The 26713-nt window shown below is 58.1% G+C and carries 20 protein-coding genes and 1 tRNA gene; 9 read left to right on the forward strand and 12 right to left on the reverse strand.

The features are described 5' to 3' along the window. Window positions 1–28 precede the first annotated feature (28 nt). From ACSMDR_RS18060 to ACSMDR_RS18085, 6 genes are all read right to left on the reverse strand, one after another. Entirely contained in the window at window positions 29–1450 is a 1422-nt protein-coding gene (locus ACSMDR_RS18060; RefSeq protein WP_436469140.1) for a carbon starvation CstA family protein, read from the reverse strand. 264 nt (window positions 1451–1714) lie between these two features. Further along, a complete protein-coding gene (gene btsR, locus ACSMDR_RS18065) occupies window positions 1715–2419 on the reverse strand; it encodes a two-component system response regulator BtsR (protein WP_005903000.1) in 705 nt (234 codons plus the stop codon). Between the two features lie 70 nt (window positions 2420–2489). Beyond that, window positions 2490–4160, reverse strand: a complete 1671-nt coding sequence (locus ACSMDR_RS18070) for a LytS/YhcK type 5TM receptor domain-containing protein (RefSeq protein ID WP_436469141.1) — start codon at window positions 4158–4160, stop codon at window positions 2490–2492. A gap of 354 nt (window positions 4161–4514) precedes the next feature. Further along, window positions 4515–5756: an HD-GYP domain-containing protein gene (locus ACSMDR_RS18075; RefSeq protein ID WP_436469142.1), complete on the reverse strand. Its 1242-nt coding sequence runs from the start codon at window positions 5754–5756 to the stop codon at window positions 4515–4517. Window positions 5757–5866: 110 nt separating this feature from the next. Continuing rightward, window positions 5867–8542, reverse strand: coding sequence for a bifunctional acetaldehyde-CoA/alcohol dehydrogenase (adhE, locus tag ACSMDR_RS18080; RefSeq protein WP_436469143.1), 2676 nt, complete (start codon window positions 8540–8542; stop codon window positions 5867–5869). A gap of 295 nt (window positions 8543–8837) precedes the next feature. Continuing rightward, on the reverse strand, window positions 8838–9467 hold the full coding sequence (locus ACSMDR_RS18085; RefSeq protein WP_436469144.1) for a 2OG-Fe dioxygenase family protein: 630 nt from the start codon (window positions 9465–9467) through the stop codon (window positions 8838–8840). A 267-nt stretch (window positions 9468–9734) separates the two neighbouring features. Here ACSMDR_RS18085 and ACSMDR_RS18090 point away from each other — a divergent pair, with 267 nt between their 5' ends. The 7 genes from ACSMDR_RS18090 to ACSMDR_RS18120 all read left to right on the forward strand — a co-directional run bounded on the left by ACSMDR_RS18090 (window position 9735) and on the right by ACSMDR_RS18120 (window position 17562). After that, entirely contained in the window at window positions 9735–10370 is a 636-nt protein-coding gene (locus ACSMDR_RS18090; protein ID WP_005906182.1) for a YchE family NAAT transporter, read from the forward strand. Window positions 10371–10651: 281 nt separating this feature from the next. Continuing rightward, window positions 10652–12271, forward strand: a complete 1620-nt coding sequence (locus tag ACSMDR_RS18095) for an ABC transporter substrate-binding protein (protein ID WP_436469145.1) — start codon at window positions 10652–10654, stop codon at window positions 12269–12271. Between the two features lie 98 nt (window positions 12272–12369). Then, entirely contained in the window at window positions 12370–13290 is a 921-nt protein-coding gene (oppB, locus tag ACSMDR_RS18100) for an oligopeptide ABC transporter permease OppB (protein WP_005906178.1), read from the forward strand. Window positions 13291–13304: 14 nt separating this feature from the next. After that, on the forward strand, window positions 13305–14216 hold the full coding sequence (gene oppC / locus ACSMDR_RS18105) for an oligopeptide ABC transporter permease OppC (protein ID WP_005906175.1): 912 nt from the start codon (window positions 13305–13307) through the stop codon (window positions 14214–14216). 71 nt (window positions 14217–14287) lie between these two features. Next, a complete protein-coding gene (locus ACSMDR_RS18110; RefSeq protein WP_436469146.1) occupies window positions 14288–15268 on the forward strand; it encodes an ABC transporter ATP-binding protein in 981 nt (326 codons plus the stop codon). After that, window positions 15269–16264 carry a murein tripeptide/oligopeptide ABC transporter ATP binding protein OppF gene (gene oppF / locus ACSMDR_RS18115; protein WP_436469147.1) on the forward strand — a complete coding sequence of 332 codons (996 nt, stop codon included), beginning with the start codon at window positions 15269–15271 and terminating at the stop codon, window positions 16262–16264. Window positions 16265–16608: 344 nt separating this feature from the next. After that, window positions 16609–17562, forward strand: a complete 954-nt coding sequence (locus tag ACSMDR_RS18120; RefSeq protein WP_005906170.1) for a TerC family protein — start codon at window positions 16609–16611, stop codon at window positions 17560–17562. 107 nt (window positions 17563–17669) lie between these two features. Here ACSMDR_RS18120 and alr read toward each other — a convergent pair whose 3' ends face one another. The 5 genes from alr to ACSMDR_RS18145 all read right to left on the reverse strand — a co-directional run bounded on the left by alr (window position 17670) and on the right by ACSMDR_RS18145 (window position 22981). Beyond that, a complete protein-coding gene (gene alr, locus ACSMDR_RS18125; RefSeq protein ID WP_436469148.1) occupies window positions 17670–18896 on the reverse strand; it encodes an alanine racemase in 1227 nt (408 codons plus the stop codon). A 295-nt stretch (window positions 18897–19191) separates the two neighbouring features. Beyond that, window positions 19192–20463 carry a dicarboxylate/amino acid:cation symporter gene (locus ACSMDR_RS18130; RefSeq protein WP_436469149.1) on the reverse strand — a complete coding sequence of 424 codons (1272 nt, stop codon included), beginning with the start codon at window positions 20461–20463 and terminating at the stop codon, window positions 19192–19194. Window positions 20464–20650: 187 nt separating this feature from the next. Then, window positions 20651–21124, reverse strand: coding sequence for a CC0125/CC1285 family lipoprotein (locus tag ACSMDR_RS18135; RefSeq protein WP_436469150.1), 474 nt, complete (start codon window positions 21122–21124; stop codon window positions 20651–20653). 201 nt (window positions 21125–21325) lie between these two features. Beyond that, window positions 21326–21402 (reverse strand) — tRNA-Pro (locus ACSMDR_RS18140). 235 nt (window positions 21403–21637) lie between these two features. Next, the gene (locus tag ACSMDR_RS18145; RefSeq protein WP_005901489.1) at window positions 21638–22981 is read right to left on the reverse strand and encodes a dihydroorotase; all 1344 of its coding nucleotides are present in this window, start codon (window positions 22979–22981) and stop codon (window positions 21638–21640) included. Window positions 22982–23059: 78 nt separating this feature from the next. Here ACSMDR_RS18145 and ACSMDR_RS18150 point away from each other — a divergent pair, with 78 nt between their 5' ends. Beyond that, a complete protein-coding gene (locus tag ACSMDR_RS18150; RefSeq protein ID WP_436469151.1) occupies window positions 23060–23935 on the forward strand; it encodes a 6-carboxytetrahydropterin synthase in 876 nt (291 codons plus the stop codon). Window positions 23936–24100: 165 nt separating this feature from the next. Here ACSMDR_RS18150 and ACSMDR_RS18155 read toward each other — a convergent pair whose 3' ends face one another. Continuing rightward, window positions 24101–26101, reverse strand: a complete 2001-nt coding sequence (locus tag ACSMDR_RS18155) for a methyl-accepting chemotaxis protein (RefSeq protein WP_436469152.1) — start codon at window positions 26099–26101, stop codon at window positions 24101–24103. Between the two features lie 261 nt (window positions 26102–26362). Between ACSMDR_RS18155 and hinT the strand changes: the two genes are divergently transcribed. Continuing rightward, entirely contained in the window at window positions 26363–26713 is a 351-nt protein-coding gene (gene hinT / locus ACSMDR_RS18160; RefSeq protein WP_005901483.1) for a purine nucleoside phosphoramidase, read from the forward strand.

Below are 26713 nucleotides of genomic sequence, written 5' to 3' on the forward strand. Positions count from 1 at the left end.
TTTTGCTATTGCAGGGCAGGTGAGGAGGTCAGGTCTCCTTTACTTCGCGGATCTGGGCTGGCCTGAATTTGATCAGGAAGGCCAGGGTCAGCAGGGCGGTGGCAACCAATCCTATGATGGTGGAGATCTGCATCTCCATGCCAAAGCCGATGGGGGCATTGGCCAGATAGGTGATGACCACGGCGGTCATGAACATGGCCGGTATGGTGCAAATCCAATGGAACTTGCCCTCCTTGGCGAGGTAGGCGGCAGCGGCCCACAGCATGATCACCGCTGTGGTCTGGTTGGCCCAGCCGAAGTAGCGCCAGATCACACCGAACTCCGCTTTGGAGATGATGTAACCCAGAACAAACATGGGGATGGCGATCAGCAGACGCTTGACGATGGGCTTCTGGGTCATGTTGAGGAAGTCCGCCACTATCAGGCGGGCACTGCGAAACGCGGTGTCGCCGGAGGTGATGGGCAGGATCACCACGCCGAGGATGGCGAGTATGCCACCGACGGTGCCAAGCAGGCCGGTGGAGACTTCGTGGACCACGGCAGAGGGGCCACCGCTGGCCAGGGTTGCGTTCAGGGCGTCCGTGCTCTCGTAGAAGGAGAGACCCAGAGTGCACCAGATCAGCGCGATGACGCCTTCACCTATCATGGCGCCGTAGAAGATGAAGCGACCGGACTTCTCATTTTGCATGCAGCGCGCCATCAGCGGGGATTGAGTAGCGTGAAAACCCGAGACGGCACCACAGGCGATGGTGATGAACAGCAGCGGCCAGAGCGGCAAGTCGGTGGGGTGCAGGTTGGAGAAGTCCATCCCTGTGTTGTAGAAACCCTTGCCAGATACCATGAGGCCGATGACCAGACCGACGGACATGAATACCAGCAGGGCGCCAAAGATGGGGTAGAAGCGACCGATGATCTTGTCGATGGGCACTATGGTCGCGAGGATGTAATAGGCAAAAATGGCCGCGATCCAGTAGACCATCTCGATGTGAGTCAGGCTGGAGAGCAGACCGGCCGGACTCAGCACGAAGACCACGCCGACCAGCATCAGCAAGATGACGGCGAACAGGTTCATGAAGTGTTTGGCCACGGTGCCCAGGTGCTCACCGACCACTGTCGGGACAGAGGCGCCTTTGGCCCGGACCGACAGCATGCCCGAGAAGTAGTCATGGACGGCGCCGGCGAAGATGCAGCCGAACACTATCCACAGCATGGCGACCGGGCCATAGAGCGCGCCGAGTATGGGACCGAAGATGGGACCGACCCCGGCGATGTTGAGCAGCTGAACCAGGTAAATCTTCTTGTCGGACATGGGGACATAGTCCACGCCATCGGCCATGGTGATGGCCGGGGTTTTCAGCTCGGGTTTGGGGCCGAAAATCCGTTCGATGAGTTTACCGTAAGTGAAATAGCCGGCGACGAGCAGGCCGACACAGAGGAAGAACCAGACCATTGTAACGCTCCATCATTTGTTATTGTGGTGTGCGTTGGGGAGTCTAGGTGGCCGGGCTGTGAAACTCATGTGAAAGAACCTGAGCGGCGTCTTGGCGTCCCGAGCGGCGAGGGATTGTGATCCGTCTCACGCTTGATGCCTGATGGCAAGGTCTGCTTGAAGCCTAGGTTGAGTAGCAAGCCAGCATAGCATCCCAGGCAAGCTGGCAGGGGGAATAAAGGCGAGCGGTTATTCAAGGCCTCTTGGCATGGCTGAGGGGGACGGTTAATTGAGACCAAACTGGTCTTTCAATGCCTTGAGATAGCGGCGACTGACCGGCACCCGGGCGCCGCTCGGGGTGACTATCTCGGCCAGCTGATTGTCGAGCAGGGCTATTTCGAAAATGGCGGCAGGGTGGATCAGGTACTGACGATGGCAGCGCAGCAACGGGCTCTTCTCTTCTAGGGATTTCAGGGTGAGCTGGGTGTGGAACAGCTCACCCTGACAGGCCACATGTACCCCGCCCAGATCAGAGAAGGCGTACTCCACCTGCGCCATGGGCAGCAGTCGCACCCGGTTATGGAGATAGCCGGGAATATGGTGGATGGCCGGTGCCAGGGCCGCCATGGGTTGTGGGGTCATATCCTGCTTTAGTCGGGCCAGGGTCTTGTGCAGCCGGACTGGCTCGACCGGCTTGAGCAGATAGTCGAATGCCTGCTCCTCGAAGGCTTGAATAGCGTAGCTGTCATAAGCCGTCACGAAGACGATGCGGGGCAGGGGATCGAGCATGGCGACCAGCTCCATGCCGCTGAGCTTGGGCATCTGAATATCGAGAAAGACTACGTCAGGTTTGAGACGGTTGATGAGGCCAAGAGCCTCTATCGCATTGGCCGCCTGCCCCAAGAGGTCGATGTCTGCATCTTGGCCGAGCAGCAGGGCCAGCTCGTCGCGGGCATAAGGTTCATCGTCGACGATGAGAACGCGGATCATCTTGTCTCCTGGGGCAGAGGGTTGTGCTTGGTACGGATTGAAGCAGGGGCAGCCGTGGGGCAATGCTGGCTCATGTGATCTCCTTGGGCAAGGTGAACGAGACCCGGGTCCAATGCTCGGGCTCACAGTGAATGCTGATGCCATATTGCGGGCCGAGGGCGCTCTTGAGGCGCTTGTCGACAATGGACATCCCCAGTCCATCGCCATTGGCTCCCGGTTGCCAGCAGCCGGCGTTGTCCTCGATGCTGATGGTCACGCACCCTTCATGTTCCTGAGCCAACAAGCGCAATTGTCCCTCGTCGAGCAGGGTGGAGATACCATGTTTGATGGCATTCTCGATGAGAGGTTGCAGGGTAAAACTCGGCAGGCGCAGCTGGGACAGATGTTCGGGTATCTCGTTGACCACGGTCAGGCGATCGCCAAAGCGGGCCAGCTCTATCTCCAGATAGGATTGGCAGTGCTCCTGCTCCTCTTGCAGGGTGGCGAGGCCGCTCTGACGCTTGAGGTTGTTGCGAAAGAAGCGTGACAGATGCAGCAACAGCTCGCGGGCCCGTTCCGGGTTGCGGCGGGTGATGGCGCCGATGGTGTTGAGTGTGTTGAACAGGAAGTGAGGGTTGATCTGGGCATGCACCAACTTGAGCTCAGACTGCATCAATAGACGCTGCTGTTGCTCCAGTCGACCGCTGAGCAACTGCTGGGAGAGCAGGTTGGCGATCCCCTCGCCCAAGGTGTGGTTGATCTTGAGAAAGAGCCGGGTCTTGGGTTCGTAGAGCTTGATGGTGCCAATGACGCCCATGTCGCCCTGCAGGGGGATCACCAGCACGGAACCGAGCTCGCACTGGGAGGAGATACTGCAACGATAGGGTTGGCTATTGCCATCGGCGAACAGCACCCGGTTCTCACTGATGGCCTGTTGGGTGAGGCGCGAGGTGATAGGTGTACCTGGCTTGTGGTGATCTTCTCCTATGCCGATAAAAGCCAGGATCCGGCGAGTATCGGTGATGGCCACGGCGCCGACTCCCGTCTCCTCCTTGACGATATGGGCAATCTTGTCACTTGCCTCGGCAGTGAAACCCTGACTCATGATGCCGACGGTGCGGTTGGCGATGGTCAGCGCCTTGGCGGAGAAGACCCGGGAGAACTTCTCATACATCTGCTGCTGATCGCGGATCATGCTGATGAACAGCGCCGCGCCGCAGGAGTTGGCCAAGATCATGGGGGTGGCTATGGTGCGCACCAGCAGCAATGCCTTGTCGAAGGGGGCGGCGACCAGCAAGATGATCACCATCTGCATCACCTCGGCCACCAGGGTGACGAAGAAGGCGGTTTTGGGGGCAAACAGCGCATCGGTCCGACCGGCTCGCACCAGACGCCAGTGCAGCAAACCGCCGAGCAACCCCTCACAGGTGGTGGAGATGGCGCAGGCCAGATCGGTAAAGCCACCCATGCTGTAGCGGTGCAGACCGCCGGTCAGCCCGACCAGCAGTCCGACCAGGGGGCCGCCGAGCAGGCCGCCGAGCACGGCCCCCACGGCGCGGGTGTTGGCGATGGCATCATCGATGTCCAGGCCCACGTAGGTGCCTAGTATGCAGAAACCGGAAAACAGTACATAAATGAGTACCTTGTGGGGCAGACGTACCGAGAAATGCGTCAGTGGCCGAAACAGCGGCGTCTTGGAAAAAAGGTAAGCGATGACCAGGAAGACGCTCATCTGCTGCAGCAGCGAGAGGACCAATTGCATAAAAAGTGTTCCTCATTGCCAGGGGGTCAGTAGATTACCGCTCCACGGCAATTGTGATCGGGATCTTGTTCTGTGGCCGTCCGGTTGACGCCCTGGCCGGCATATTGCCAGAACATAGCGTAAAAACCATATAAAATCAGAGTGTTAAATTGATATTTGTGTAAACGAAAAACAATTGATATTCAGAAGGTGAGCATGAATGCATCCGCAGGATGTGCCACATGGAGGTGGCATGCTCCGCCCGGTCGTGAGACTGGGCGTTTTTTATCCATCCTCAGTCGACAACCGTTTTGTGGGTCTTCCGTCGATTATTCATGTTTGTCCAATGAGTTATCCCCAGCTTCTGGGGATAACTCAAAATGCAAAGTAGTAACAAAAGCGCCGACCCAGATTGAAAAAGTGACGCTGGGCATCGTCCAGTTCCTCCGGTTTGACCGAGGCCGTGATGCTGCGCTCATCTTCGCGCAGATCGATGAGGGTGACTCCCTCGCTGCGCTGGCCTTTGACATAGGGCAGGATCTTGGGTTTCAAGGGTTGGGTTGGTTCTGTGCTGATCACCAGAGCCAGGTTGCCATCCGATAACTGCACCATGGAGCCCGGGGGGTAGACCCCGAGCAGTTTGATCAGCAACTTGACCAAGGGTTGCTCGAATTTTTTTTGAGAGAGTTTGTAGAGTTGGCTTATTGCCTGATTGGGGGCTATCGGCTGACTTGCCCCCCTGGGGTGCAGCAGTTCATCAAAATAATCCACCAGACCGATGAGCCGTGCCAGTGGCGGTATCTCGCCGCCCTTTATCCCAAGGGGAAAACCGCTGCCATCGAGCCGCTCATGATGAAGATGGGCAACCTGGCGGATCCTGGGTTCGAATGCTTGCCAGTGGTTGAGCATCTCCAGCCCGTATTGAGGGTGCATATTCAGGTAATTCTGTTCGGCGCGTGTCAGTTCGCCCCGTTTCTGGCTGATCTGGCTGGGGACTTTCAACTCGCCGATGTCATGAACAAGTCCCGCCAAGCCCGCCTCTTCGATATCCAGTGGCGTCATTTCCAACTCGCGGGCCATCAACATGGCAATAAAGGCAATGTTGAGGCTGTGTTGCAGCAAGATATCACTGTGGGCACTGCGGATCAGGTGCAGGCCAAGGGGCCCATGATGTTCGCGCAGGCGAGCGGCCACGTCGCGTACCAGTTGGGCGACATTGGCCAGTCCCTCATCCGGTTTCAAGTTGAGGGAGCCGAGCGCTTCGCGCAAATCCGACATGGATTGGCCGAATGCCTTGTCGGCACTGCGCAGTGAACGGCGCCAGGCTTTGTCATCAAAAGGTGCCGTTTCGCTGGTGGCGGGACTTGGGGATGAAATGTGACTGCTAGGGGGTGATGCTGCCTGCTCCTCACCTTGCAGCAAGGGGGCCAGCGGCAGGTCACTCTTGTCGGTATCGACGGTGAGCAGGGCGAGATCCAGGTGGCGTATGATATCGAGTTGCTGCTGATCTTTGATCTTGAAGGCGTTGAACAGGAAGGGGTGTTGCTGCCAGCCCACAGGCAGGTGGACATAATGGCCTATCCGTAACTGCTCGATAGATGCCTGTATCAGCGCCATACGCAACACCTGTTTGCCAAAAAGCCTATCAACAAGCTAGCAAAATTAAGCAGATAGACCAATAAAAAAGCCCGCGCATGTGCGCGGGCTCTTGTTATCACTCTGACTTATCAGGCTTTGGCTTTCTTCTTGCTCTCAACCTTGGCCTCTACCTTGGCTTCAACCTTGGCAGCAACCCGGATCTCCTCGCTGAAAGGACGACCGTAGTAGGTATCCATCAGGATGGCTTTGAGCTCGGAGATCAACGGGTAGCGCGGGTTGGCGCCGGTGCATTGGTCATCGAAGGCTTCCAGTGCCAGCTGGTCAACCTTGGCCAGGAAGTCGGCTTCGTTTACACCGGCTTCGCGGATGGAAGCCGGGATGCCCAGGGTGGCTTTGAGCTCATCCAGCCAGGTCAGCAGCTTCTCGATCTTGGCCGCAGTACGGTCGCTGGAGTTGGTCAGACCCAGGTGGTCGGCGACTTCGGCGTAACGACGGCGAGCTTGCGGACGGTCGTACTGGGAGAACGCAGTCTGCTTGGTCGGGTTGTCGTTGGCGTTGTAGCGGATCACGTTGCTGATCAGCAGGGCGTTGGCCAGGCCGTGCGGAATATGGAATTCTGCACCCAGCTTGTGCGCCATGGAGTGGCACACACCCAGGAAGGCGTTGGCAAACGCGATACCGGCGATGGTGGCCGCATTGTGCACCTTCTCGCGGGCAACCGGGTCGTTGGCACCATTCTGGTAGCTGGACGGCAGGTACTCTTTGAGCAGCTTCAGGGCTTGCAGTGCCTGACCGTCGGAGTACTCGTTGGCCAGTACGGAAACGTAGGCTTCCATGGCGTGAGTCACCGCATCCACACCACCGAAGGCGCAGAGGGACTTGGGCATGTTCATGACCAGGTTGGCATCGACGATGGCCATGTTCGGGGTCAGCTCGTAGTCGGCCAGCGGGTACTTCATGCCGGTGGCATCGTCGGTCACGACCGCAAACGGAGTGACTTCAGAACCGGTACCGGACGTGGTGGTGATACAGACCAGTTCGGCCTTGACGCCCATTTTCGGGAACTTGTAGATACGCTTGCGGATGTCCATGAAGCGCATGGCCAGGTCTTCAAAGGCAGTATCCGGGTGCTCGTACATGACCCACATGATTTTGGCCGCATCCATGGGTGAACCACCACCCAGCGCCAGGATAACGTCCGGCTTGAAGGAGTTGGCCATCTCGGCGCCCTTGCGGACGATGGACAGGGTCGGGTCAGCTTCTACTTCGTAGAATACTTCCACTTCCATGTTCAGCTTCTTGAGCAGACGAACTACGTCATCGGCATAGCCGTTGTTGAACAGGAAACGGTCGGTGACCACCATGGCGCGCTTCTTGCCTTCCAGGTCGCCCAAGGCGATCGGCAGGGAGCCACGACGGAAGTAGATGGATTTCGGAAGTTTGTGCCACAGCATATTTTCTGCCCGTTTTGCGACTGTCTTCTTGTTGATCAGGTGCTTGGGACCGACGTTTTCGGAGATGGAGTTACCACTCCAGGAGCCGCACCCCAGGGTCAGGGAAGGAGCAAGAGCGAAGTTGTACAGGTCACCGATACCACCCTGGGTGGAGGGGGTATTGATCAGGATACGGGCAGTCTTCATCTTGTCGCCGAAGTATCTGATACGGTCCTGGTTGCGATCCTGGTCGGTGTAGAGACCGGAGGTATGGCCGATACCACCGATGTTGACCATGGTGCAGGCCATCTCGACAGCGTCTTCAAAATTCTTGGCGCGGAACATACCCAGGGTCGGGGAGAGCTTCTCATGAGCGAACTCATCTTCAGCGCACAATTCCAGGCCTTCGCCGATGAGGATCTTGGTGGTGGCAGGCACAGTCACACCCGCCATGGCGGCGATCTTGGTGGCTGGCTGACCGACGATATCTGCGTTCAGCGCGCCGTTGATCAGCAGCACTTTACGTACCTTGTCCGCTTCATCTTTGGAGAGGATGTAGCCATCGTGGTTGGAGAAACGCTCTTTCACCTGGTTGTAGATGGCGTCAACGACGATAACGGCTTGCTCGGAGGCACAGACCACACCGTTGTCGAAGGTCTTGGACATCAGGATGGAGGCGACGGCACGTTTTACATCGGCAGTTTCGTCGATGACGATTGGCACGTTACCGGCACCTACACCGATAGCAGGCTTGCCTGAGGAGTAAGCGGCTTTCACCATGCCTGGGCCACCGGTGGCCAGGATCAGGTTGATGTCGTTGTGCTTCATCAGCGCGTTGGACAGCTCAACGGATGGTTGGTCGATCCAGCCGATGATGTCTTTCGGTGCGCCAGCCGCAACGGCTGCATCCAGTACCAGCTTGGCAGCGGTATTGGTGGAGTTTTTGGCGCGGGGGTGCGGGGAGAAGATGATGGCGTTACGAGTCTTCAGGGAAATCAAAGATTTGAAGATCGCGGTAGCTGTCGGGTTGGTGGTCGGCACTATGCCGCAGATGATACCTACCGGCTCGGCGATGATCATGGTGCCCATCTCGTCATCCTGGCTCAGGATGCCGCAGGTCTTCTCGTCTTTATAGGCGTTGTAGATGTATTCGGAGGCGAAGTGGTTCTTGATAACCTTGTCTTCGATGATACCCATGCCTGATTCTGCCACGGCCATCTGGGCCAGGGGGATGCGGGCATTGCTGGCGGCCAGGGCGGCGGCACGGAAGACCTGATCAACTTGCTCTTGCGAGAAGCTGGCGAATTGACGCTGGGCTTCTTTGACGCGGGCAACCAGTGCATCCAGTTCAGCCAAATTGGTTACTGCCATGTTTATCTCCTGATGATTTTGAAAACTGTTTAGTAAGACCTTGGCAATGCCCGGCAATTATAGACGCCATGTCAAGGAGAGCCTGACCACTATGGGGTATTTACAAGTCTTACTGAACCGCTTTCGACATCGATTATAGGGTCGTGTCACGCCAGTAAAGCTTGATCTGGATCATGTGTAACAAAAGAACAAAAGAAATTTTATTTCAAAATACATGTTTTCAACATGTTATTGGCTTGTGGAGTTAAGCGTGCGGGGGATGAATGGGGCGTGAACGAATCTCACGCCATTTAAATCAAGCAGTTAGAACTATGACATCCCAGTGACCCTGCTGGTCTTTGGGAAGGATCGGGGCGGCATTGTGGTAGAAACGGCGATCATCCAGCACCAGATAGTCACCGGTTGTTAACTCCTGCTGGAAAAAGGGTTGTTCTTTTAATCCGTGATAAAGCTGCAGTGCTCCGCCGGTGACACCTTGGCTGCCACAGAAGAAGACGCCGATGAAATCGAAGCCATCTTGATGCACGCCCTCGGGGGCGGGAGGCGTTTCACTGCCGAGGGAGGCACAGATCCGCATCTGATGAACCCCAATCTCGCGGCCGTCGGCCAGCGCTGTGTGGCGTACGAAGGCGCTGAGCATGGCCTGAAAAGCGTCATGCTGGGCGAAGGCGGGCACCAGATCGGGGTAGGTGCGTGGCACGTCGCCGAGAAACTTGTTGATGGCGGCGGCCTGGAAGAAGACGCCGTTGTCGAGGCGATGAAAACCCTGGCCCTGTTTTTCGAAGCGACCGTAGCGGCGACGGCGAAAATCGCCGTTGATATAGGGATCGAGTGGAAGTTGATCGAAAAACATACTCAGCCCGGCAACTTGCCTGGCTGGCAGGGTATCGAGTTGCCAATCCAGGGTGATGTCCATATCTATCATTGAAAACTCCTCTTTTTGTGAGATGAAATCTTGTTGCCAGATCCAATGGCAAGATAAAACTCGAGATGATTTTACCGAAATGTTAAATTGCCACAACGTTTTTTAACAAACTATTGTGTTGAAATTTGATAACACATTAGAAGAACTAACTGTTGAGGGCGGGAAACGTGAGATTATTTGATTGGTGGCCGCACAAACTATGAGGTAAATTCGTGCACAATTTCTTACCTGCTGGCCCCAACGGGCGCTTATGTGTGGATGACCTCCGTGGCTGACATCGATTTTTCTTTATACCTGAAGTTCTTCATTGGCCTGATCGCCATCATTAACCCGCTGGGCCTCTTGCCGGTCTTCGTCAGCTTGACCAATCACCAGACACCGGCCGAGCGGATGAGAACCAACACCACGGCCAATATTGCCGTCATGGTGATCCTGTTGGTGTCCATGTACATGGGCCAGCTGATCCTCGATGGTTTTGGCATCTCGTTAGCGTCGTTTCGCATCGCGGGGGGGTCCCTTATTACTCTGATCGCCTGGTCCATGCTGCAGGGCAAGCTGGGGGAGGTGAAGCACAACAAGCAGGAGAAAGGGGAGTTGGCCGCCCGCGAGTCTATCGCCGTGGTGCCACTGGCGCTGCCATTGATGGCGGGGCCGGGGGCCATCTCGTCGGTTATCGTCTATGCCAGTCAGAGCCATTGGCAGCAGCTGCTCGGCATGTCGCTGGTGGTGGCCATTTTCTCCTTCTGCTCCTGGCTGATATTTCGTGCAGCTCCCTTGCTGTTCAAGTTGATGGGCAATACCGGCATTAACGTGGTCACCCGGATCATGGGCCTCATCATGATGTCCCTCGGCATAGAGATCATGGTGGCGGGCATCAAGGGAGTCTTCCCCAGTCTGATGTGAGCTGAGTCTGTTTTGTGCCAGCCGGTCCCCGTGACCGGCTTTTTATTGTTTCTTTTTTGTGAACCATTTCCTAGAATCGAGCGGATTTGTATATAAAAGCGTCATATCGGCCTATTTAAATGCTGGATAATTGCTTAAAAGCTGTTTATTTAACCAAGAATCCAGACCCGCTCTGATGATATCTATTGCATTATCAGAAATGACAGGGAATTATGCTGACTGCGTGCTCAGGCCCGCATTTATGACAAACGCATGGAATGTTCTTGTTGGAGTAAATGGAAATGACTCATAAAAAAACAATGATTAATACCCTTTTATTGGCTGCGCTATTCGGTGGTGCCACCCTGGCTCACGCCGCCGACGTCCCCGCCGGCACCAAGCTCGCCCCCGAGCAATCCCTGGTGAAAGGCAACGGTTCCGAACCCGCCACCCTTGACCCGCACAAGACCGAAGGAACGGTCGAATCCAATATTCAGCGTGATCTGTTTGAAGGTCTGGTCAGTTCTGGCCCCAAGGGTGAGACCTTGCCCGGTGTGGCAGAGTCCTGGGAAACCAAGGACAACAAACACTTCATCTTCCACCTGCGCAAAGATGCCAAGTGGTCCAATGGCGAGCCGGTCACCGCGCACGACTTCGTTTTTGCCTTCAAGCGCGCGGTGGATCCCAAGACTGGCTCTCCCTACTCCTGGTACATGGAAATTCCGACCATAGTCAACGCCAGTGCCATCATCGCCGGCAAGCAGCCTGCGGACACTCTGGGGGTGAAGGCCACGGATGACTACACCTTCGAAGTACAGCTTGAAAAAGCCATCCCCTATTTCGTCAGCATGCTCTCTCACACCACCACTTATCCCGTGCCCAAGAAGGTGATAGAGAAGTTTGGTGACAAGTGGACCCAGCCGGAAAATATGGTATCCAACGGTGCCTACAAGCTCAAAGACTGGGTGGTCAACGAGCGAGTCGATGTCGAGCGCAACCCCAACTACTGGAACAACGCCAAGACAGTGATCGACAAGGTGACCTATCTGCCGATCCAGTCCACCAACGCCGAGCTGAACCGCTACCTGGCCGGTGAGCTCGACTTGACCTACAACATGCCCATCGAACGCTTCAAGCAGATGAAGAAAGAGCACCCGAGTGAGGTGCAGGTGAGTGGCTATGTCGGGACCTACTACTACACCTTCAACACCAAGCGCAAACCCTATGACGATGTGCGGGTACGTACTGCGCTCACCTATGCCATCGATCGCAACGTGATTGCGGAGAAGGTGATGGGCAAGGGTGAGACGCCGGGCTATGCCCTGGTGCCTGATTTCGTGGACGGCTTCAAGCCGGTGGCGCCCGAGTGGTCCAAGCTGACCCAGGCAGAGCTCGATACCAAGGCCAAGGCGCTGCTGACCGAAGCCGGTTATGGCCCAGGCAACCCGCTCAAGTTCGAACTGCTTTACAACACAGATGACAACCACAAGAAAGTGGCCGTTGCCGTCGCCTCCATGTGGAAGAAGCTGGGCGTGCAGGTGAGCCTGGTGAACCAGGAGTGGAAGACTTATCTGGAAACCCTCAAGCAGGGTCAGTTCGATGTGGCCCGTCGTGGCTGGATTGCAGACTACAACGAAGCCTCCTCCATGCTGGATCTGATGCAGACCACCCATGGCAACAACGACGGCAAGTACTCCAACCCGACGTTCGACAAGCTGATGGCCGAGTCCCGTGATCAGGTCGATTCAGCGTCGCGCAACAAGCTCTATGTCCAGGCCGAAGACATCCTGGCCAAGGATATGCCCATAGCGCCAATCTATCAGTACGTGACCTCCCGTATGGTGAAGCCTTATGTGGGCGGCTACCCGGCCAACCCGCTGGACAACCTGTACAGCAAGGACATGTACATCATCGCTCACTGAGTACAATAAAAAGTCGCATAACAAGCAGGCCCGCCAGACGGCGGGCCTTTAAATTAAAACCGCGACCCTTTGGAAGCAGTACAGGACAGGATATGTCTATGTTGAAATTCATCCTTAAACGTATATTGGAAGCGATCCCGACCCTGCTGGTCTTGATCACCGTCTCCTTCTTCATGATGCGCTTCGCCCCCGGTAACCCCTTTACCAGCGAGCGGGCATTGCCGCCGGAAGTACTGGCCAACATCGAGGCCAAATATGGTCTGGATAAACCCATCGGCACCCAATACCTCACCTACCTGGGCAACCTGGTACAGGGCGATCTGGGTCCCTCTTTCAAATACAAGGACTTCAGCGTCAACGATCTGGTGAGCCAGGCGTTGCCAGTGTCCGCCAAGATAGGGGCATCGGCCTTTTTCTTTGCGGTCTTGCTGGGGGTTACGTTCGGCACCATTGCCGCACTGAAACAGAACACCATCATCGATTATCTGTTGATGTCGTCGGCCATGGCCGGGGTGGTGATACCGGGCTTTGTGCTGGCGCCGTTATTGGTGCTCTTCTTCAGTATCTATCTGGGCTGGTTCCCGGCGGGTGGCTGGCAGGGCGGCGGCATTCAGTTCATGGTACTGCCGGTATTTGGCATGATGATGTACTACATCTCCGCCATCTCGCGCATCATGCGCGGCAGCATGATAGAGACCATGAATTCCAACTTCATCCGCACCGCCCGCGCCAAGGGGTTGCCGCTTCATCACATCATTCTCAAGCACGCCCTGCGCCCGGCCATGCTGCCGGTGGTTTCCTACCTCGGCCCGGCCTTCGTCGGCATCATCACGGGATCCGTGGTCATCGAGACCATCTTCGGTCTGCCGGGGATAGGTCAGCTGTTCGTCAACGGCGCCTTGAACCGTGATTACTCCATGGTGCTCGGGCTGACCATTCTGGTCGGTGCCCTCACCATCACCTTTAACGCCGTGGTCGATATTCTGTACGCCTTCATCGATCCCAAGATCCGTTACTAAGCCGGGAGTACATCATGGTTGTAAACAGTGAAAAGCGTGAGGTGCTTGAGGCCTTCGCACAGAAAGTGGATGTGGTTGAGGGACGCTCCCTGTGGAAAGATGCCCGCCGCCGTTTCCTGCGTAACAGAGCGGCGCTGGTAAGCCTGATCATCCTGACCATCATTGGTCTGGCAGTCATCATAGGCCCGCACCTGTCCCCATATACCTTCGACGATCCGGACTGGGGCGCCATGCAGTCGGCTCCCGATATGGAGACGGGTCACTGGTTTGGCACCGACAGCCTGGGCCGCGATCTCTTCGTGCGCACCCTGCTCGGCGGGCGTATCTCGCTGATGGTCGGCGTCATGGGCGCCCTGGTGGCGGTCATCATCGGCACCCTCTATGGCGCGGCATCCGGCTTCATCGGCGGTCGGGTCGACAGCCTGATGATGCGGGTGCTCGAGATCCTCAATGCCTTCCCCTTCATGTTCTTCGTGATCATGCTGGTGACCTTCTTCGGCCGCAACCTGGCGCTCATTTTCATCGCCATCGGCGCGGTGAGCTGGCTCGACATGGCGCGGATCGTGCGCGGCCAGACCTTGAGCCTCAAGAGCAAGGAGTTCATCGAGGCGGCTCATGTCTGCGGCGTCTCCAAGTGGAAGATCATCACCCGGCACATAGTGCCAAACGTGCTTGGCATAGTGGCGGTCTACGCGACCCTGCTGGTGCCTGGCATGATCATGTTTGAATCTTTCCTGAGCTTCCTGGGATTGGGTGTACAGGAGCCCATGACGAGTTGGGGCGCTCTGCTCGATGAAGGTTCCAAGTCGATGGAAGTGGCCCTCTGGCAACTCCTGTTCCCCGCCGGTTTCATGGTGGTGACGCTGTTTTGCTTCAACTTCCTCGGGGATGGTCTGCGTGACGCTCTCGATCCAAAGGATCGATAAAAAAGCGCCGAAAACAGGCAACCTATCCCGAAGAATTGACAAGCGTCACGGAAGATCGATAAGGAATTTTTATGAAATTACTGGATGTAAAAGATCTGCGGGTCGAGTTCAAGACCCCGGACGGCAATGTGGTTGCGGTCAACGATCTCAACTTCTCCCTCTCGGCCGGTGAGACCCTGGGAATAGTAGGGGAGTCAGGCTCAGGCAAGTCTCAAACGGCCTTCGCCATCATGGGGCTGCTCGCCAAGAACGGTATCATTACCGGTTCGGCCAAGTTCCAGGGCGACGAGATCCTCAACTTGTCCGAGTCCAAGCTCAACAAGATCCGCTCCGAGAAGATAGCGATGATCTTCCAGGACCCCATGACCTCTCTCAATCCCTACATGAAGGTGAAGGATCAGTTGATGGAGGTGCTGATACAGCACAAGGGGATGAGCAAGGCGGCGGCATTTGAGGAGTCGGTACGCATGCTCGATGCGGTGAAGATCCCCGAATCGCGCCAGCGGATGAACATGTACCCGCACGAGTTCTCCGGTGGCATGCGTCAGCGGGTAATGATCGCCATGGCCCTATTGTGTCGTCCACAGCTGCTTATTGCCGATGAGCCGACCACGGCGCTGGATGTGACGGTGCAGGCCCAGATCATGACGCTGATGAACGAGCTCAAGCGCGAGTTCAACACCTCCATCATCATGATCACCCACGACTTGGGCGTGGTGGCGGGGATCTGCGACAAGGTGCTGGTGATGTATGCCGGCCGCACCATGGAGTACGGTAAGGTCAACGACATCTTCTATCGTCCGAGCCATCCCTACACTGAAGGTTTGCTGCGTGCCATTCCCCGTCTCGATACCGAAGGGGAGATATTGCCGACCATTCCGGGCAACCCGCCCAACCTGCTGCGTCTGCCCAAAGGCTGCCCCTTCCAGGAGCGCTGCCACCGGGCCAGCGAGATCTGCGGCCAGGAGTCGCCGCTCTTGCTGCCCTTCAACGATGGCCGCGCCCGCGCGTGCCACTGGGCATCGGATGCCATGGCCAAGGGGGCAAACTAAATGGGTACTGACAAGAAACTGCTGCTGGAAGTGTCTGATCTGAAGGTCCATTTCAGCATCAAGAGTGAAAAAGCCTGGCCCTGGGCCAAACCCTCGACCCTGAAGGCGGTGGACGGGGTGACCCTGCGCCTGTATGAAGGCGAGACGCTGGGGGTCGTGGGGGAGTCCGGCTGCGGCAAATCCACTTTTGCCCGGGCGCTGATTGGTCTGGTGCCAGCCACGGACGGCAAGGTGGTCTGGCTGGGTAACGACTTGACCAAGCTCGATCAGAAGGCCCTGCGGGAGAAGCGCAAGGAGATCCAGATGATCTTCCAGGACCCGCTTGCCTCCTTGAATCCGCGCATGACCATAGGGGATATCATCGCCGAGCCGCTCATCACCTTCTACCCCAAGCTCTCCAAGAGCGAAGTCGAAGGCAAGGTGCGCGCCATGATGACCAAGGTGGGGTTGCTGCCCAATCTGGTGAACCGTTATCCCCATGAGTTCTCTGGCGGCCAGTGTCAGCGCATCGGCATCGCCCGGGCATTGATCCTCGAACCCAAGATGATTATCTGTGACGAGCCGGTCTCGGCGCTGGATGTCTCCATCCAGGCTCAGGTGGTGAACCTGCTCAAGGCTATCCAGAAGGAGATGGGGCTGTCGCTCATCTTCATCGCCCATGACTTGTCCGTGGTCAAGCATATCTCGGATCGGGTGCTGGTGATGTATCTGGGCAATGCGGTGGAGCTGGGCAAGGGCAAGGAGATCTATGCCAATCCTCTGCACCCCTACACCAAGGCGTTGATGTCGGCGGTGCCGGTGCCGGACCCTGATCTGGAACGCAGCAAGGTGATCCAGATCCTGGAAGGGGACTTGCCGTCCCCCATGAATCCGCCGTCCGGCTGCGTGTTCCGGACCCGCTGCCCGGTGGCCGGTCCCGAGTGTGCCAAGACCCGGCCGGTGCTGGAGGGCAACTTCGACCACGCCGTCTCTTGCCTCAAGGCAGACCCGCTCTGACGAGGCTGACCCATGCAGATAAAAGGGCGCCTCTGGGCGCCCTTTTTTAATTTCTATCCTGTCCCTCGGCAGGATCAGGGGTGTGCACGGCGCGTTATCTGCGCACTGGCGTTTATCTTGGTCAGGCTATTGGCAGCGTCATGAGGGCCTGTTAGTATCCGCGGCACAAGGGGAGTAACTTCTCGCCGGTCTGTCGTCATTACGGTGTGTTTGCAACGCAAGCCACCCGGCACCCGGGCAGCCCATGGCTGTAAGTGAGACCTTGCCGAGAGGCAAGGTGTATCTGCTCCAAACGCGAACCCATGCCTCCGGTCATGGGTTTTGTCGTTTTTAAGGAGGACGCAATGGGTGAATGGTGGATGTGGCTGGGGTTCTTTGCCCTGGTGTTGACCCTGCTCTGGGTAGATTTACGTTTCGTGGGCGGTGGCAAGTCCCACAAGGTCTCCTTGAAGGAGGCGGGGGCCTGGTCTCTGGTCTGGGTGAGCATGGCACTGCTCTTCAACCTGGCCATCTGGTACTGGGTTGATGTGAATATGGGTCGCGAGATGGCGAACCAGAAGGGGTTGGAGTTCCTCTCCGGCTATCTCATCGAGAAAGCGCTGGCGGTGGACAACGTCTTCGTCTGGCTGATGCTGTTTGGCTACTTCGCCATTCCGGCCGAGCTCCAGCGCAGGGTGCTGCTGTATGGCGTATTGGGTGCCATCGTGATGCGGGCCGGCATGGTGTTTGCGGGGAGCTGGCTCATCGAGCAGTTCCACTGGATCTTGTATCTGTTCGGTGCCTTCCTGCTGCTGACCGGGGCCAAGATGCTGTGGGTGGCCGACAAGGAGCCGGATCTTGCCAACAACCCGCTGCTCGGCTGGATGCGCCGTCGCTTCAAGGTGACCGAGCATCTGGAAGGGGAGCGCTTCTTCGTCTGGCGTGACGGCGTGCGCTATGCCACTCCGCTGCTGCTGATCCTGGTGTTGGTGGAGGCGAGCGATCTCATCTTCGCGGTGGACAGTATCCCGGCCATCTTCGCGGTGACCACGGATCCCTTCATCGTGCTCACCTCCAACATCTTCGCCATCATGGGGCTGCGGGCCATGTACTTCCTGCTGGCCGGGGTTGCCGAGCGTTTCAGCCTGCTCAAGTACGGCTTGGCCTTCATCCTGATGTTTATCGGGGTCAAGATGCTGTTGCTCGACATCTTCAAGATCCCGACCGGGGTGGCCCTTGGCGTGGTGGCCTCCATACTGGTGTTGAGTATGGGTCTCAGCCTCTGGGTGACGCGCAAGCAAGCCAAATCGGCGGGCTGATCCTGCGCTGTCGCACCAGGGGGGCGACGGGTGATGAGATGCCAAAAGGGCTCCCGAGGGAGCCCTTTTTCTATGGGTCTTTATTGCCGATCACACGGGCAACAAGATCAACGCTTGATGATGCGCGGGTTGCTGTAACCCCAGACGGTGTACATGTCCGCCAGCAGGGCGCCATTGTACTCTTCCAGATCCGCCTGTTTGATCTCGTTATCTCCCTGGCGGCCAAACATCACCACCTCGTCACCGGGCTTGACGCCCTTGATGTCGGTCACATCGACCATGACGGTGTTCATGGAGGTCTTGCCCACCACCGGGGCCTTCTGGCCGTTGATGAGCACAGAGGCCTTGTTGCTCATGGCGCGGCGATAGCCATCCGAGTAGCCCATCGGCAGGTTGGCCAGCACGGAATCCCGCTTGAGGGTGAAGGTGCGATCGTAACCGACCGTGTTGCCCGCCGGGAAGTGACTGACTGCCGCTACCTGGCTCTTGAACGCCATGACCCGCTTGTATTCGGTGTAGGAGGGGATGGAGTCGCCATAGATGAGGCCGCCCGGGCGAACCATGTCCAGATGCGCTTCGGGTACTTCCAGGGTCGCGAAGGAGTTGGCACAGTGCAGGATCAGCTTGCTGCGATCCAGCTTGCCCGCCTCGATCAGCCATTGGGAGTCGAGCTTGAACTGGGCCAGACCCAGCTTGACGTCCTCTTTCTCCTCCACCGGGAAGTGGGTCATGATGCCGACCGGGGTGATCCCCTTGAGGCCAAGTATGGCCAGGGCCTCCCCTTTGGCATCCTGGGCGCGCAGGTCCAGGCCGTTACGGCTCATGCCTGCCGAGTTGAGGCCTATGTGTACCGGGATCTGGGTCTGGTGGCGCTGGGCTATCTCGCTGATGAGGGTCGCGTTCTCCAGGCCGCCGACCAGCTCTTCGAGTTTGTAAGGCACCGCCTGCTCAACCTCGGCCGGAGTCGCGGCGCGTACTCGCATCAGACGACCGGTGAAGCCCTTGTCCCGTGCAACCCTGGCCTCTTCGTTGCTGGCGATGCCAATGCAGGGAATGCCGGCGGTGACCACAGAGGGCACCAGCAGATCGATGCCGTGACCATAGGCATCCGCCTTCATGATGGCGCAGATCTGCGGGCCCTTGTCGCCAAGGCGGGTCTTGAGGGTCTGCAGGTTCTGCTCGAAGGCGGCAAGATCCACTTCCAGCCAGGCATTGGCGGCGGCATATTCCTGGCCATTGCGTTGATCGTTGGCCTGGGGCAAGTAGGGGGCGGCAACGGCCTGGCCAGCCATCAGACCGAAGATCAGGGTCGCGAGCAGGGTTTTCTTGTTCATGGGATGTCCTGTTTTGTTGAGGGAGAGGCGAGCGCGCCTTGAGGGGCCAACGCCCGCGTTGTGCCTTGGCTGCACACCAAGGCCTTATTATTGATTTTTATATGATTAATGGGCATCTGGACCCGGATGGGAGTGTATCGTATGGTGCTCTTTGTGGCACGTCTTTAGGTCACAGTTTCGCGATGGTGGCAACCGGCAGGCGGGGTAAAGCAGGGCGGAAATAGCAGCAGTGCCCCCGCTCGGATGGAGAGGGGGCACGACTTGGCGTTGAACGGTTCACAAGACTTTAAACCCATCAAGCGGGCTGGCGAGCCTCGCTCGAGGCAGAAGCGGGTTCCCGGCTCTCCTCTGCCAGACAATTTTCCGTCTTGGCCACTACGCAGGCGGCGATGGCGTTGCCGAGCACATTGGTGGCGGAGCGGCCCATGTCGAGGAAATGGTCGATGCCGAGCAGCAGCAAGACACCCGCCTCCGGGATATGAAACTGATTGAGGGTGGCGGCAATCACCACCAGGGAGGCCCGTGGCACCCCGGCCATTCCCTTGGAGGTGACCATGAGCAGCAATAACATAGTCACCTGCTGGGCGAAGGAGAGCTCTATGCCATAGGCCTGGGCGATGAACATGACCGCAAAGGTGCAGTACATCATGGAGCCATCCAGGTTGAAGGAGTAACCCATGGGCAGCACGAAGCTGGCGATGCGCTTGGCGCAGCCAAACCGTTCCAGGCGTTGCAACGTCTTGGGGTAGGCCGCCTCCGAGCTGGCAGTCGAGAAGGCGAGCAGCACGGGTTCACGGATGAGCGCGAGCAGGCGAGGGGTGCGCTGGCGCAGAAAGAGGCTCCCCATGGCGATGAGCAGCAGCCAGAGGCAGGCCAGGGCCAGATAGAACTGGGCCATGAAGCTGCCGTAGGTGGCCAGAATGCCTAGTCCCTCCTTGGCGACCATGGCCGAGATGGCGGCGAACACGGCAAAGGGGGCGAAGTTCATCACATAACCCGTCACCTTGAGCATGATCTCGGCGGCGCTTGCCAGCAGCATGACCACAGGCTTGGCGGCATCGCCGAGCGCGGCGGCTGCCAGCCCGAAGAAGAGGGAGAAGACCACGATTTGCAGTATCTCGTTGTTGGCCATGGCCTCGACCAGGCTTTTAGGGATGGCGTGAGCGATAAAATCGCGCAGGCTCAGACTGGCGGCTCTGATACCGCTGCTGGCGGACTCGGGGGGAAGAGGCAGGGAGAGGCCACTACCCGGCTGCATCAAGGTCACCATCAGCAGTCCCAGGGAGAGGGACATCAGGGAGGCGAACATAAACCACCCCAAGGTCTTGGCTCCGATCCGGCCAACGGTGCGGGTATCCCCCATCTTGGCGATGCCGACCACCAGGGTGGTGAAGACCAGAGGGGCGATGATCATCTTGATGAGTCGCAAGAAGATGTCGGTGAGCAGGGTCACGTTGACTGCGAAGGCGGGAGCTTCGCTCGGGGCAAAGAGTCGATAACCCTGGCCGGTGGCGATGCCAAGCAGCATGGCAATCAAGATAGCGAGGGTCAGCTTGTTCATTTTCATGGGGAGAGGTCCGGGCAACGCAAGGAGTCGGTGTGGGGTGGCGAGTGCCACGACAGCCGTGCCAGATCGCCAGAGGAGGGCGATCACGTTTTGCAGCATGCCCAAAGGCGAGCACTAACACCAGCGTCAAGTCACACTTTTCACACTGGTATTAGGTGTATTGAATGTGCCATTTATCAGATGGTGGTTATTTGTCCTGAATAAGTGGCATTTTTTCGAGATATTCGGCTGACAGGCTGGCATCGCCCTTAGCCTGGTGGCTCATGCGCAGGTTAAGCAGGGCAGAGATGCGGTGCTCCACATGCAACTGTTCCATGAAGGCATCAGGTTCGTACTCATCGAAGCCAAACTGGGGGCGACGAGGGGTTGCGCGCACGGCATCCCGGGCAATCTCCAGACTCAGTACCTCTATCCACTCGTAGCCCAAGGCGTGGGCCAGCTCACCGGCCCGCTTGAGCACGTATTTGCGCGCTGTCTCCCGATCGACCAGATCGTTACCGACAAACTCTATCTGCCAGCGATCCGGGCCGAGCTGGGTCTGGGAGAAGCCGGTCTGGTTATTCCACATCGATTTCACGCTGTCATAGGGCGTCGCGCAGCCGCCCAGCAACAGGGAGCAGCAAAGCAGGATGCAGGTTGGCGAAAGGCGACAAGATGGCATGAGATAACCCGGAGCGGAGGCGATGACCGATCAAAACACAGAGGCCGGTTTTGGGCAATCCTCCAACGGATTTGAGGCCAGGGGAAGGCTGACGGGATGGGAAGGAGCGACATCAGCCAGCATGAAGGGTAACCGGCGGGGGAGAGATGGTGGATAAAGAAAAGGCCCAATCTGCTGATTGGGCCTTTTCTCGGGGAATGATGGTCGGCGTGAGAGGATTCGAACCTCCGACCCCTGACACCCCATGACAGTGCGCTACCTGGCTGCGCTACACGCCGACTGCGTCAGCTTGGCTGACGGGGGCTGAGTTTATGGAGATGGCTCAGCCCTGTCAACCTGCAAACCGCGACTTTGACGCGTTCGCCTGCTTTGCGCGCAATTAGCGGTTAAAGGTCAGCCGTTTGCCCAATACCTGGTCGGTGACTTGACTGTTTTGCCGGGTAATAGGTCTCTCATCTTCATGCCAAGGGGTTGGGAGCGACAGCCTTTGAATGGCTATCGCTTCCCTCACTGTCAGCGGTTAAAGGTCAGCCGTTTACCCAATACCTGGTCGGTGACCTGACCGTTCTGCCAGGCAATCTGACCGTTGACCAGGGTCATCTCTATGCTGCTCTGGAAGCGATAGCCGTTGAAGGGTGACCAGCCGCACAGATAGAGCAGATTGTCGTCATTGACCACATAGGGCTTGCCCAGATCCAGCAGTACCAGATCCGCGAAGTAACCCTCGCGGATGTAGCCGCGATCCTGCACCTGGAAGCGCTCGGCCACCGCGTGGGAGGTTTTCTTGACGATGGTCTCCAGGCTGAAGACGCCGTTGTGGTAGAGCTCGAGCAGGGCCTGCATGGAGTGCTGCACCAGAGGGATGCCGGACGGCGCTTTGAAGTAGCTGTTCTGCTTCTCTTCCCAGGTGTGGGGGGCGTGGTCGGTGGCGATGATGTCGAGCACGTCGTTGCGTACCGCATCGAGCAGGGCGTGCTGATCGGCCGCACTCTTCACCGCCGGGTTGCACTTGATCTGGCTGCCCAGGGTGTCGTAGTCCGCTTCGTTGAAGAACAGATGATGAACGCACACCTCGGCGGTGATGTTCTTGTCCTTGAGATCCTTCAGATCCGGGCTGGCGGTGAACAAGGAGAGCTCCTTGGCGGTGGTCAGATGCAGCACGTGCAGCTTGGCGCCGTATTTCTTGGCCAGGCCAACCGCCATGCTGGATGACTTGTAGCAGGCATCGGCGCTGCGAATGCGACCGTGCTCGCGCATAGGCACATCCTCGCCCCACTTGGCGCGGGCCTCATCTTCGAGCACCTTGATGGAGGGGGTATCCTCGCAGTGGGTCACTATCATCACCGGGCTCTCCCGGAAGATGGCCGCCAAGGTCTCCTGATTGTCGACCAGCATGTTGCCGGTGGAGGCACCCATGAAGATTTTGATGCCGCAGGACTGCTTGGGATCGAGCTTCTTGATCTCTTCCAGGTTGTCGTTGGTGGCGCCCAGATAGAAGCTGTAGTTGGCGGCCGAGCCTTTGGCGGCGATGTCGTATTTTGCCTCCAGCGCCTCTATGGTGGTGGTCTGGGGGTTGACGTTGGGCATCTCCATAAAGCTGGTGGTGCCACCGGCCACGGCGGCGCGGGACTCGCTCGCTATGGTGCCTTTGTGGGTCAGACCCGGCTCACGAAAATGCACCTGATCGTCAATCATGCCGGGGATCAGATGGCGGCCTGCCGCATCGATCACCATGGCGTCCGGGGCATCGATCTGGGGGGCGATTTTTTTGATACGCTCGCCCTCGATCAGCACATCGGAGGCGTAGATGCGCCCTTCGTTGACCAGGGTTGCGTTCTTGATAAGCAATGTGTTCATGGCGGGTCCAGTTCCTTTGTCGGTGAGCGCGGGTCATAATAGCGCAATCTGTCCCTACTCTGTAGCAAGGCCTGAGTAATGAAGTTATTTGTAAGAGATTTGACCGTTATCGACTCCAGCTACCTGTGTGAACGCCGTGGCATGGTGGGTGAGAGCTGGCTGGTGGACGTGGAGCTCGGTGGCGAGCTCAACGAGATGAGCATGCTGCTCGATTTTGGCCGGGTGAAGAAGCTTATCAAGGCGATCATCGACCGCGAAGTGGACCACAAGCTGCTGGTCCCGACAGAGAGCGCCCTGGTGCGCATCGAGAGTCTGGCCGGGGGAGAACAGTGCGTCGACTTGCTGCGCCCGGATCGCTCCATCCACCTGCGCTGTCCGGAGGAGGCCTTTGCGTTTATTCCCGCAGCTCAGGTCGACAAGGAGTCGGTCACCCGCTATCTGCTGGCTGTGCTGGCCAAGGAGCTGCCCGGCAACATCAAGGATCTGTCGCTGACTCTGCGCCACGAAGCCATTGCTGGCGCCTTCTATCACTACAGCCATGGGCTCAAGAAGCATGATGGCAATTGCCAACGCATCGCCCATGGCCACCGTTCTCCCATCGAGATAGAGGTGGAAGGGGTGCGTGATGAAGAGCTGGAGCAAAACTGGGCCGAGCGTTGGGCCGACATCTATCTCGGCACCGCCGAGGACGAAGTTCCCCTGGCCGAGCTTGCCCTGAGCGCCGTCGCCGCGCCACTGCTTGGCGGGCAGCACATCGGCTTCAAGTATAGGGCCCCTCAGGGGCTGTTCCAGCTCGCCATGGTCAAGGCCGAGGTGGAGATGATAGACACCGACACCACCATAGAGCTGCTTGCCCACTATATTGCCCGTGAAGTGAAACGGCAGCTGGGTGACAAGTTGGTGAAAGTCGTGGCCTATGAAGGGGTGGGCAAGGGCGCCATCGCCTACGCCTGATACCCACAGGGCAACAGGCTTGCCATCAGGGATGAGACAGCAAAAAGGGAGCCCCAGGGGCTCCCTGTTCCATGTTGCCTTCCCGCTTCGACAGCGGGGAATGCCAATGGATGAGGGGCCAAGGGGCCCCTCATCCATCCTCAATTCAATAGCAAGGCCCAGGTCTCAGGCGCTGAGTCGGAAGCGCTTGACCAGACTCTCCTGCTGTTCGGCCAGGGCATCGAGCTGCTGACTGGTCTCGGCCACCCGGGCGATGCCCTGATAGTTGAGATCCGAGATGTCCGAGATGCGGTTGAGATTGGTGGCGATGTCGGCGCTGGTGGCCTGCTGCTGCTCGGCGGCCGAGGCTATCTGGCTCGACATGTCGCTGATCAGCACCACTATGCCCTGCACCTCCTCCATTGCGGTGTTGGCCTGGGAGCTCTGACTCATGCAACTGTCCATCTCATTGGAGCACTCCTGCATGACAGTCACCGCCTTGGCGACCCCTTGCTGCAGGTTCTCTATCATGGTCTGGATCTCGCTGGTGGATTGGGAGGTGCGCCCTGCCAGGCTGCGCACCTCGTCGGCCACCACGGCGAAGCCACGGCCCTGCTCACCGGCTCGGGCCGCCTCGATGGCGGCATTGAGCGCCAGCAGATTGGTCTGATCGGCGATGCCGCGAATGACATCGAGTATGTTGCCAATCTGGCCGCTCATGATGCTGACGTCGGCGATGACCGCACCCGTCTGCTGCAACTTGCCCGCCAGCTGGTGGGTAGTGCTGATATTGCCCGCCATAACCTGGCGCCCGGTCTCTGAGGCTTTCTCCACATCGATCACCCGCTCCAGGGTCTGGTTGGCCGCCTGGGCGACCTCCCGTACCGAGGCCTCCATCTCGGTCATGGCGGCGGCGACCGAGGCGGTCTCCTGGCGCTGGGTCTCCAGATCCGCGCGCACCGACTCTGTGGTGTGGCGGTTGCCGTGGGCGGCGTCATTGAGCTGGGTAGAGGCCTGGGAGAGCTGGGTGAGGACCTCGCTCATCTGGGCGATCAGCAGGTTGACCTGGGTGCCGAGCTGGCCGAATTCGTTGCGGCTCTTGAAGCCGATGCGCAAGGTCATGTCCCCCTGGGTGACCTGGGTCAGCACCCGCAACAGCTCCTTGAGCGGGCGGCGGATGGCCCGACCCAGGGTGAGGGCGACCAGGATGGCGACCAGGATGGCGAGCACTATGCTGACCCCCTGAGAGAGGGTGCTGCGCTGCTGTACCTGTTCTGATGCGGCAATGCTGGCATTCATCAGCTGCTGGCTCTGGGCGGTGATGGCCTCGAGCTGTTCCTGGATGGCGATGATGAGCTGGCTGGCCTGCTTGCTCTTCTCCTGCAGGGTGGCTTGCTGCTTCATCAGGGCCTGATACTGGCCGAGCAAACCGTCGCCGGCGGTGGTGTCACGCACGAAAGCGCGCACGTTGTGACCGACGTCATTGTCGAAGCTGGGCAGCTCTTTTTCCAGATCCGCGATGGTGGCGTTGAAGCCGCCGATCTGCATCTTGTTGCGCTTGAGCGCCGATTCGATGGGGCCTGTCATGGACTGGTTGAGGGCATCCATGGTGGAGAGTTCTATGGTGGAGAGCTGGGTCGTCAGCTTCTCGGAGAGCATCTTGATGAAGCTGTCCTCTTGCCCCGCCATCATGTCGTTCAAGTTCTTCTTGAACTGGGGCAGGGTGACCTGGAACTGCCCCTTGGCCTGATTGACCTTGTGCAACTGGCTGAGCAGGGCCTGGTGTTCGGCGGGCAGGGTCTGGGTCAACGCCTGATAGCTGGCGACCTGTTCCTTGAGGGCGCGCAGTGGCGCTTGCAGCTGGGGTTCTTCACCGGCCTGGCCGACCAGGGCCTGGAGGCGCCCTTCGACTTCGGTCTGGGCGGCGTCCAGGGCGCTTATCTCCTCGGGTAGCGCCTTGGCATCCTGCTCGGTCAGCACATCGTTGAGCCGTTTGTTGGCGCTGAGCAGGCTGATCTGGGTCTGGCTGCTGGCCTGCACCAAGGGCATGGATTGCTGGGTGACCTGATGCAGAGCCTGGCCGAGAGCCCGCTGGCTGTGAAAGGTGAAGGCAGAACTGGCTATCATCACGGCTACCAGGATGGCAAACCCGAGATAGACCCGCTGCAAAATGGAGAGGTCAGACATACTTAGTTTCATTATTGTCCCGCTGTGATGCAAAAGTCCCTTGCCTGAATCCCCCGTCCTTTTGTTACCCTACGGACTTCGTGATGGAGAGGGGGGATCCTTACCGTTCTCGCTATCGGTATTTTTAACAATAACTGAAGGCTTTGTGACAATGGCTGTCGCAAAAATCGCCCTGTGTCACACTTGGCGAAGCCCGGTGAGATGAAAGGGGTTCCTTGGAGTCTCATTCTAAATTTTTCTTTTTAACGCAAGGAGTTATCCATGGCCGATGAAACCATTTTCAGCAAAATCATCCGCAAGGAGATCCCGGCAGAGATCCTCTATCAGGATGATCTGGTCACCGCTTTTCGCGACATCTTCCCCAAGGCACCGACCCATATCCTCATCATCCCCAATGTGCTGATCCCGACGGTAAATGACGTCGAGGCCGAGCACGAGCTGGCCCTTGGTCGCATGTTCACCGTGGCCCGCAAGCTGGCCTTTGATGCGGGCATTGCCGAGGATGGCTATCGCCTGATCATGAACTGCAACCGCCATGGTGGGCAGGAGGTGTACCACATCCACATGCATCTGGTCGGCGGCCAGCCCCTGGGCCCCTTGCTCACGCTGTGA

The sequence above is a fragment of the Aeromonas molluscorum genome, from assembly GCF_051376105.1.
GTDB classification, from domain to species: Bacteria; Pseudomonadota; Gammaproteobacteria; order Enterobacterales; family Aeromonadaceae; genus Aeromonas; species Aeromonas molluscorum.

What these genes read in the sequence shown, in the direction of transcription:
- ACSMDR_RS18060 (WP_436469140.1), bottom strand. Translation starts at nt 1,450, where the DNA reads ATGGTCTGGTTCTTCCTCTGTGTCGGCCTGCTCGTCGCCGGCTATTTC.
- btsR (WP_005903000.1), bottom strand. Translation starts at nt 2,419, where the DNA reads ATGATCCGCGTTCTCATCGTCGACGATGAACCTTATGCCCGCGACGAG.
- ACSMDR_RS18070 (WP_436469141.1), bottom strand. Translation starts at nt 4,160, where the DNA reads ATGCAATTGGTCCTCTCGCTGCTGCAGCAGATGAGCGTCTTCCTGGTC.
- ACSMDR_RS18075 (WP_436469142.1), bottom strand. Translation starts at nt 5,756, where the DNA reads ATGGCGCTGATACAGGCATCTATCGAGCAGTTACGGATAGGCCATTAT.
- adhE (WP_436469143.1), bottom strand. Translation starts at nt 8,542, where the DNA reads ATGGCAGTAACCAATTTGGCTGAACTGGATGCACTGGTTGCCCGCGTC.
- ACSMDR_RS18085 (WP_436469144.1), bottom strand. Translation starts at nt 9,467, where the DNA reads ATGATAGATATGGACATCACCCTGGATTGGCAACTCGATACCCTGCCA.
- ACSMDR_RS18095 (WP_436469145.1), top strand. Translation starts at nt 10,652, where the DNA reads ATGACTCATAAAAAAACAATGATTAATACCCTTTTATTGGCTGCGCTA.
- oppB (WP_005906178.1), top strand. Translation starts at nt 12,370, where the DNA reads ATGTTGAAATTCATCCTTAAACGTATATTGGAAGCGATCCCGACCCTG.
- oppC (WP_005906175.1), top strand. Translation starts at nt 13,305, where the DNA reads ATGGTTGTAAACAGTGAAAAGCGTGAGGTGCTTGAGGCCTTCGCACAG.
- ACSMDR_RS18110 (WP_436469146.1), top strand. Translation starts at nt 14,288, where the DNA reads ATGAAATTACTGGATGTAAAAGATCTGCGGGTCGAGTTCAAGACCCCG.
- oppF (WP_436469147.1), top strand. Translation starts at nt 15,269, where the DNA reads ATGGGTACTGACAAGAAACTGCTGCTGGAAGTGTCTGATCTGAAGGTC.
- ACSMDR_RS18120 (WP_005906170.1), top strand. Translation starts at nt 16,609, where the DNA reads ATGGGTGAATGGTGGATGTGGCTGGGGTTCTTTGCCCTGGTGTTGACC.
- alr (WP_436469148.1), bottom strand. Translation starts at nt 18,896, where the DNA reads ATGAACAAGAAAACCCTGCTCGCGACCCTGATCTTCGGTCTGATGGCT.
- ACSMDR_RS18130 (WP_436469149.1), bottom strand. Translation starts at nt 20,463, where the DNA reads ATGAAAATGAACAAGCTGACCCTCGCTATCTTGATTGCCATGCTGCTT.
- ACSMDR_RS18135 (WP_436469150.1), bottom strand. Translation starts at nt 21,124, where the DNA reads ATGCCATCTTGTCGCCTTTCGCCAACCTGCATCCTGCTTTGCTGCTCC.
- ACSMDR_RS18145 (WP_005901489.1), bottom strand. Translation starts at nt 22,981, where the DNA reads ATGAACACATTGCTTATCAAGAACGCAACCCTGGTCAACGAAGGGCGC.
- ACSMDR_RS18150 (WP_436469151.1), top strand. Translation starts at nt 23,060, where the DNA reads ATGAAGTTATTTGTAAGAGATTTGACCGTTATCGACTCCAGCTACCTG.
- ACSMDR_RS18155 (WP_436469152.1), bottom strand. Translation starts at nt 26,101, where the DNA reads ATGTCTGACCTCTCCATTTTGCAGCGGGTCTATCTCGGGTTTGCCATC.
- hinT (WP_005901483.1), top strand. Translation starts at nt 26,363, where the DNA reads ATGGCCGATGAAACCATTTTCAGCAAAATCATCCGCAAGGAGATCCCG.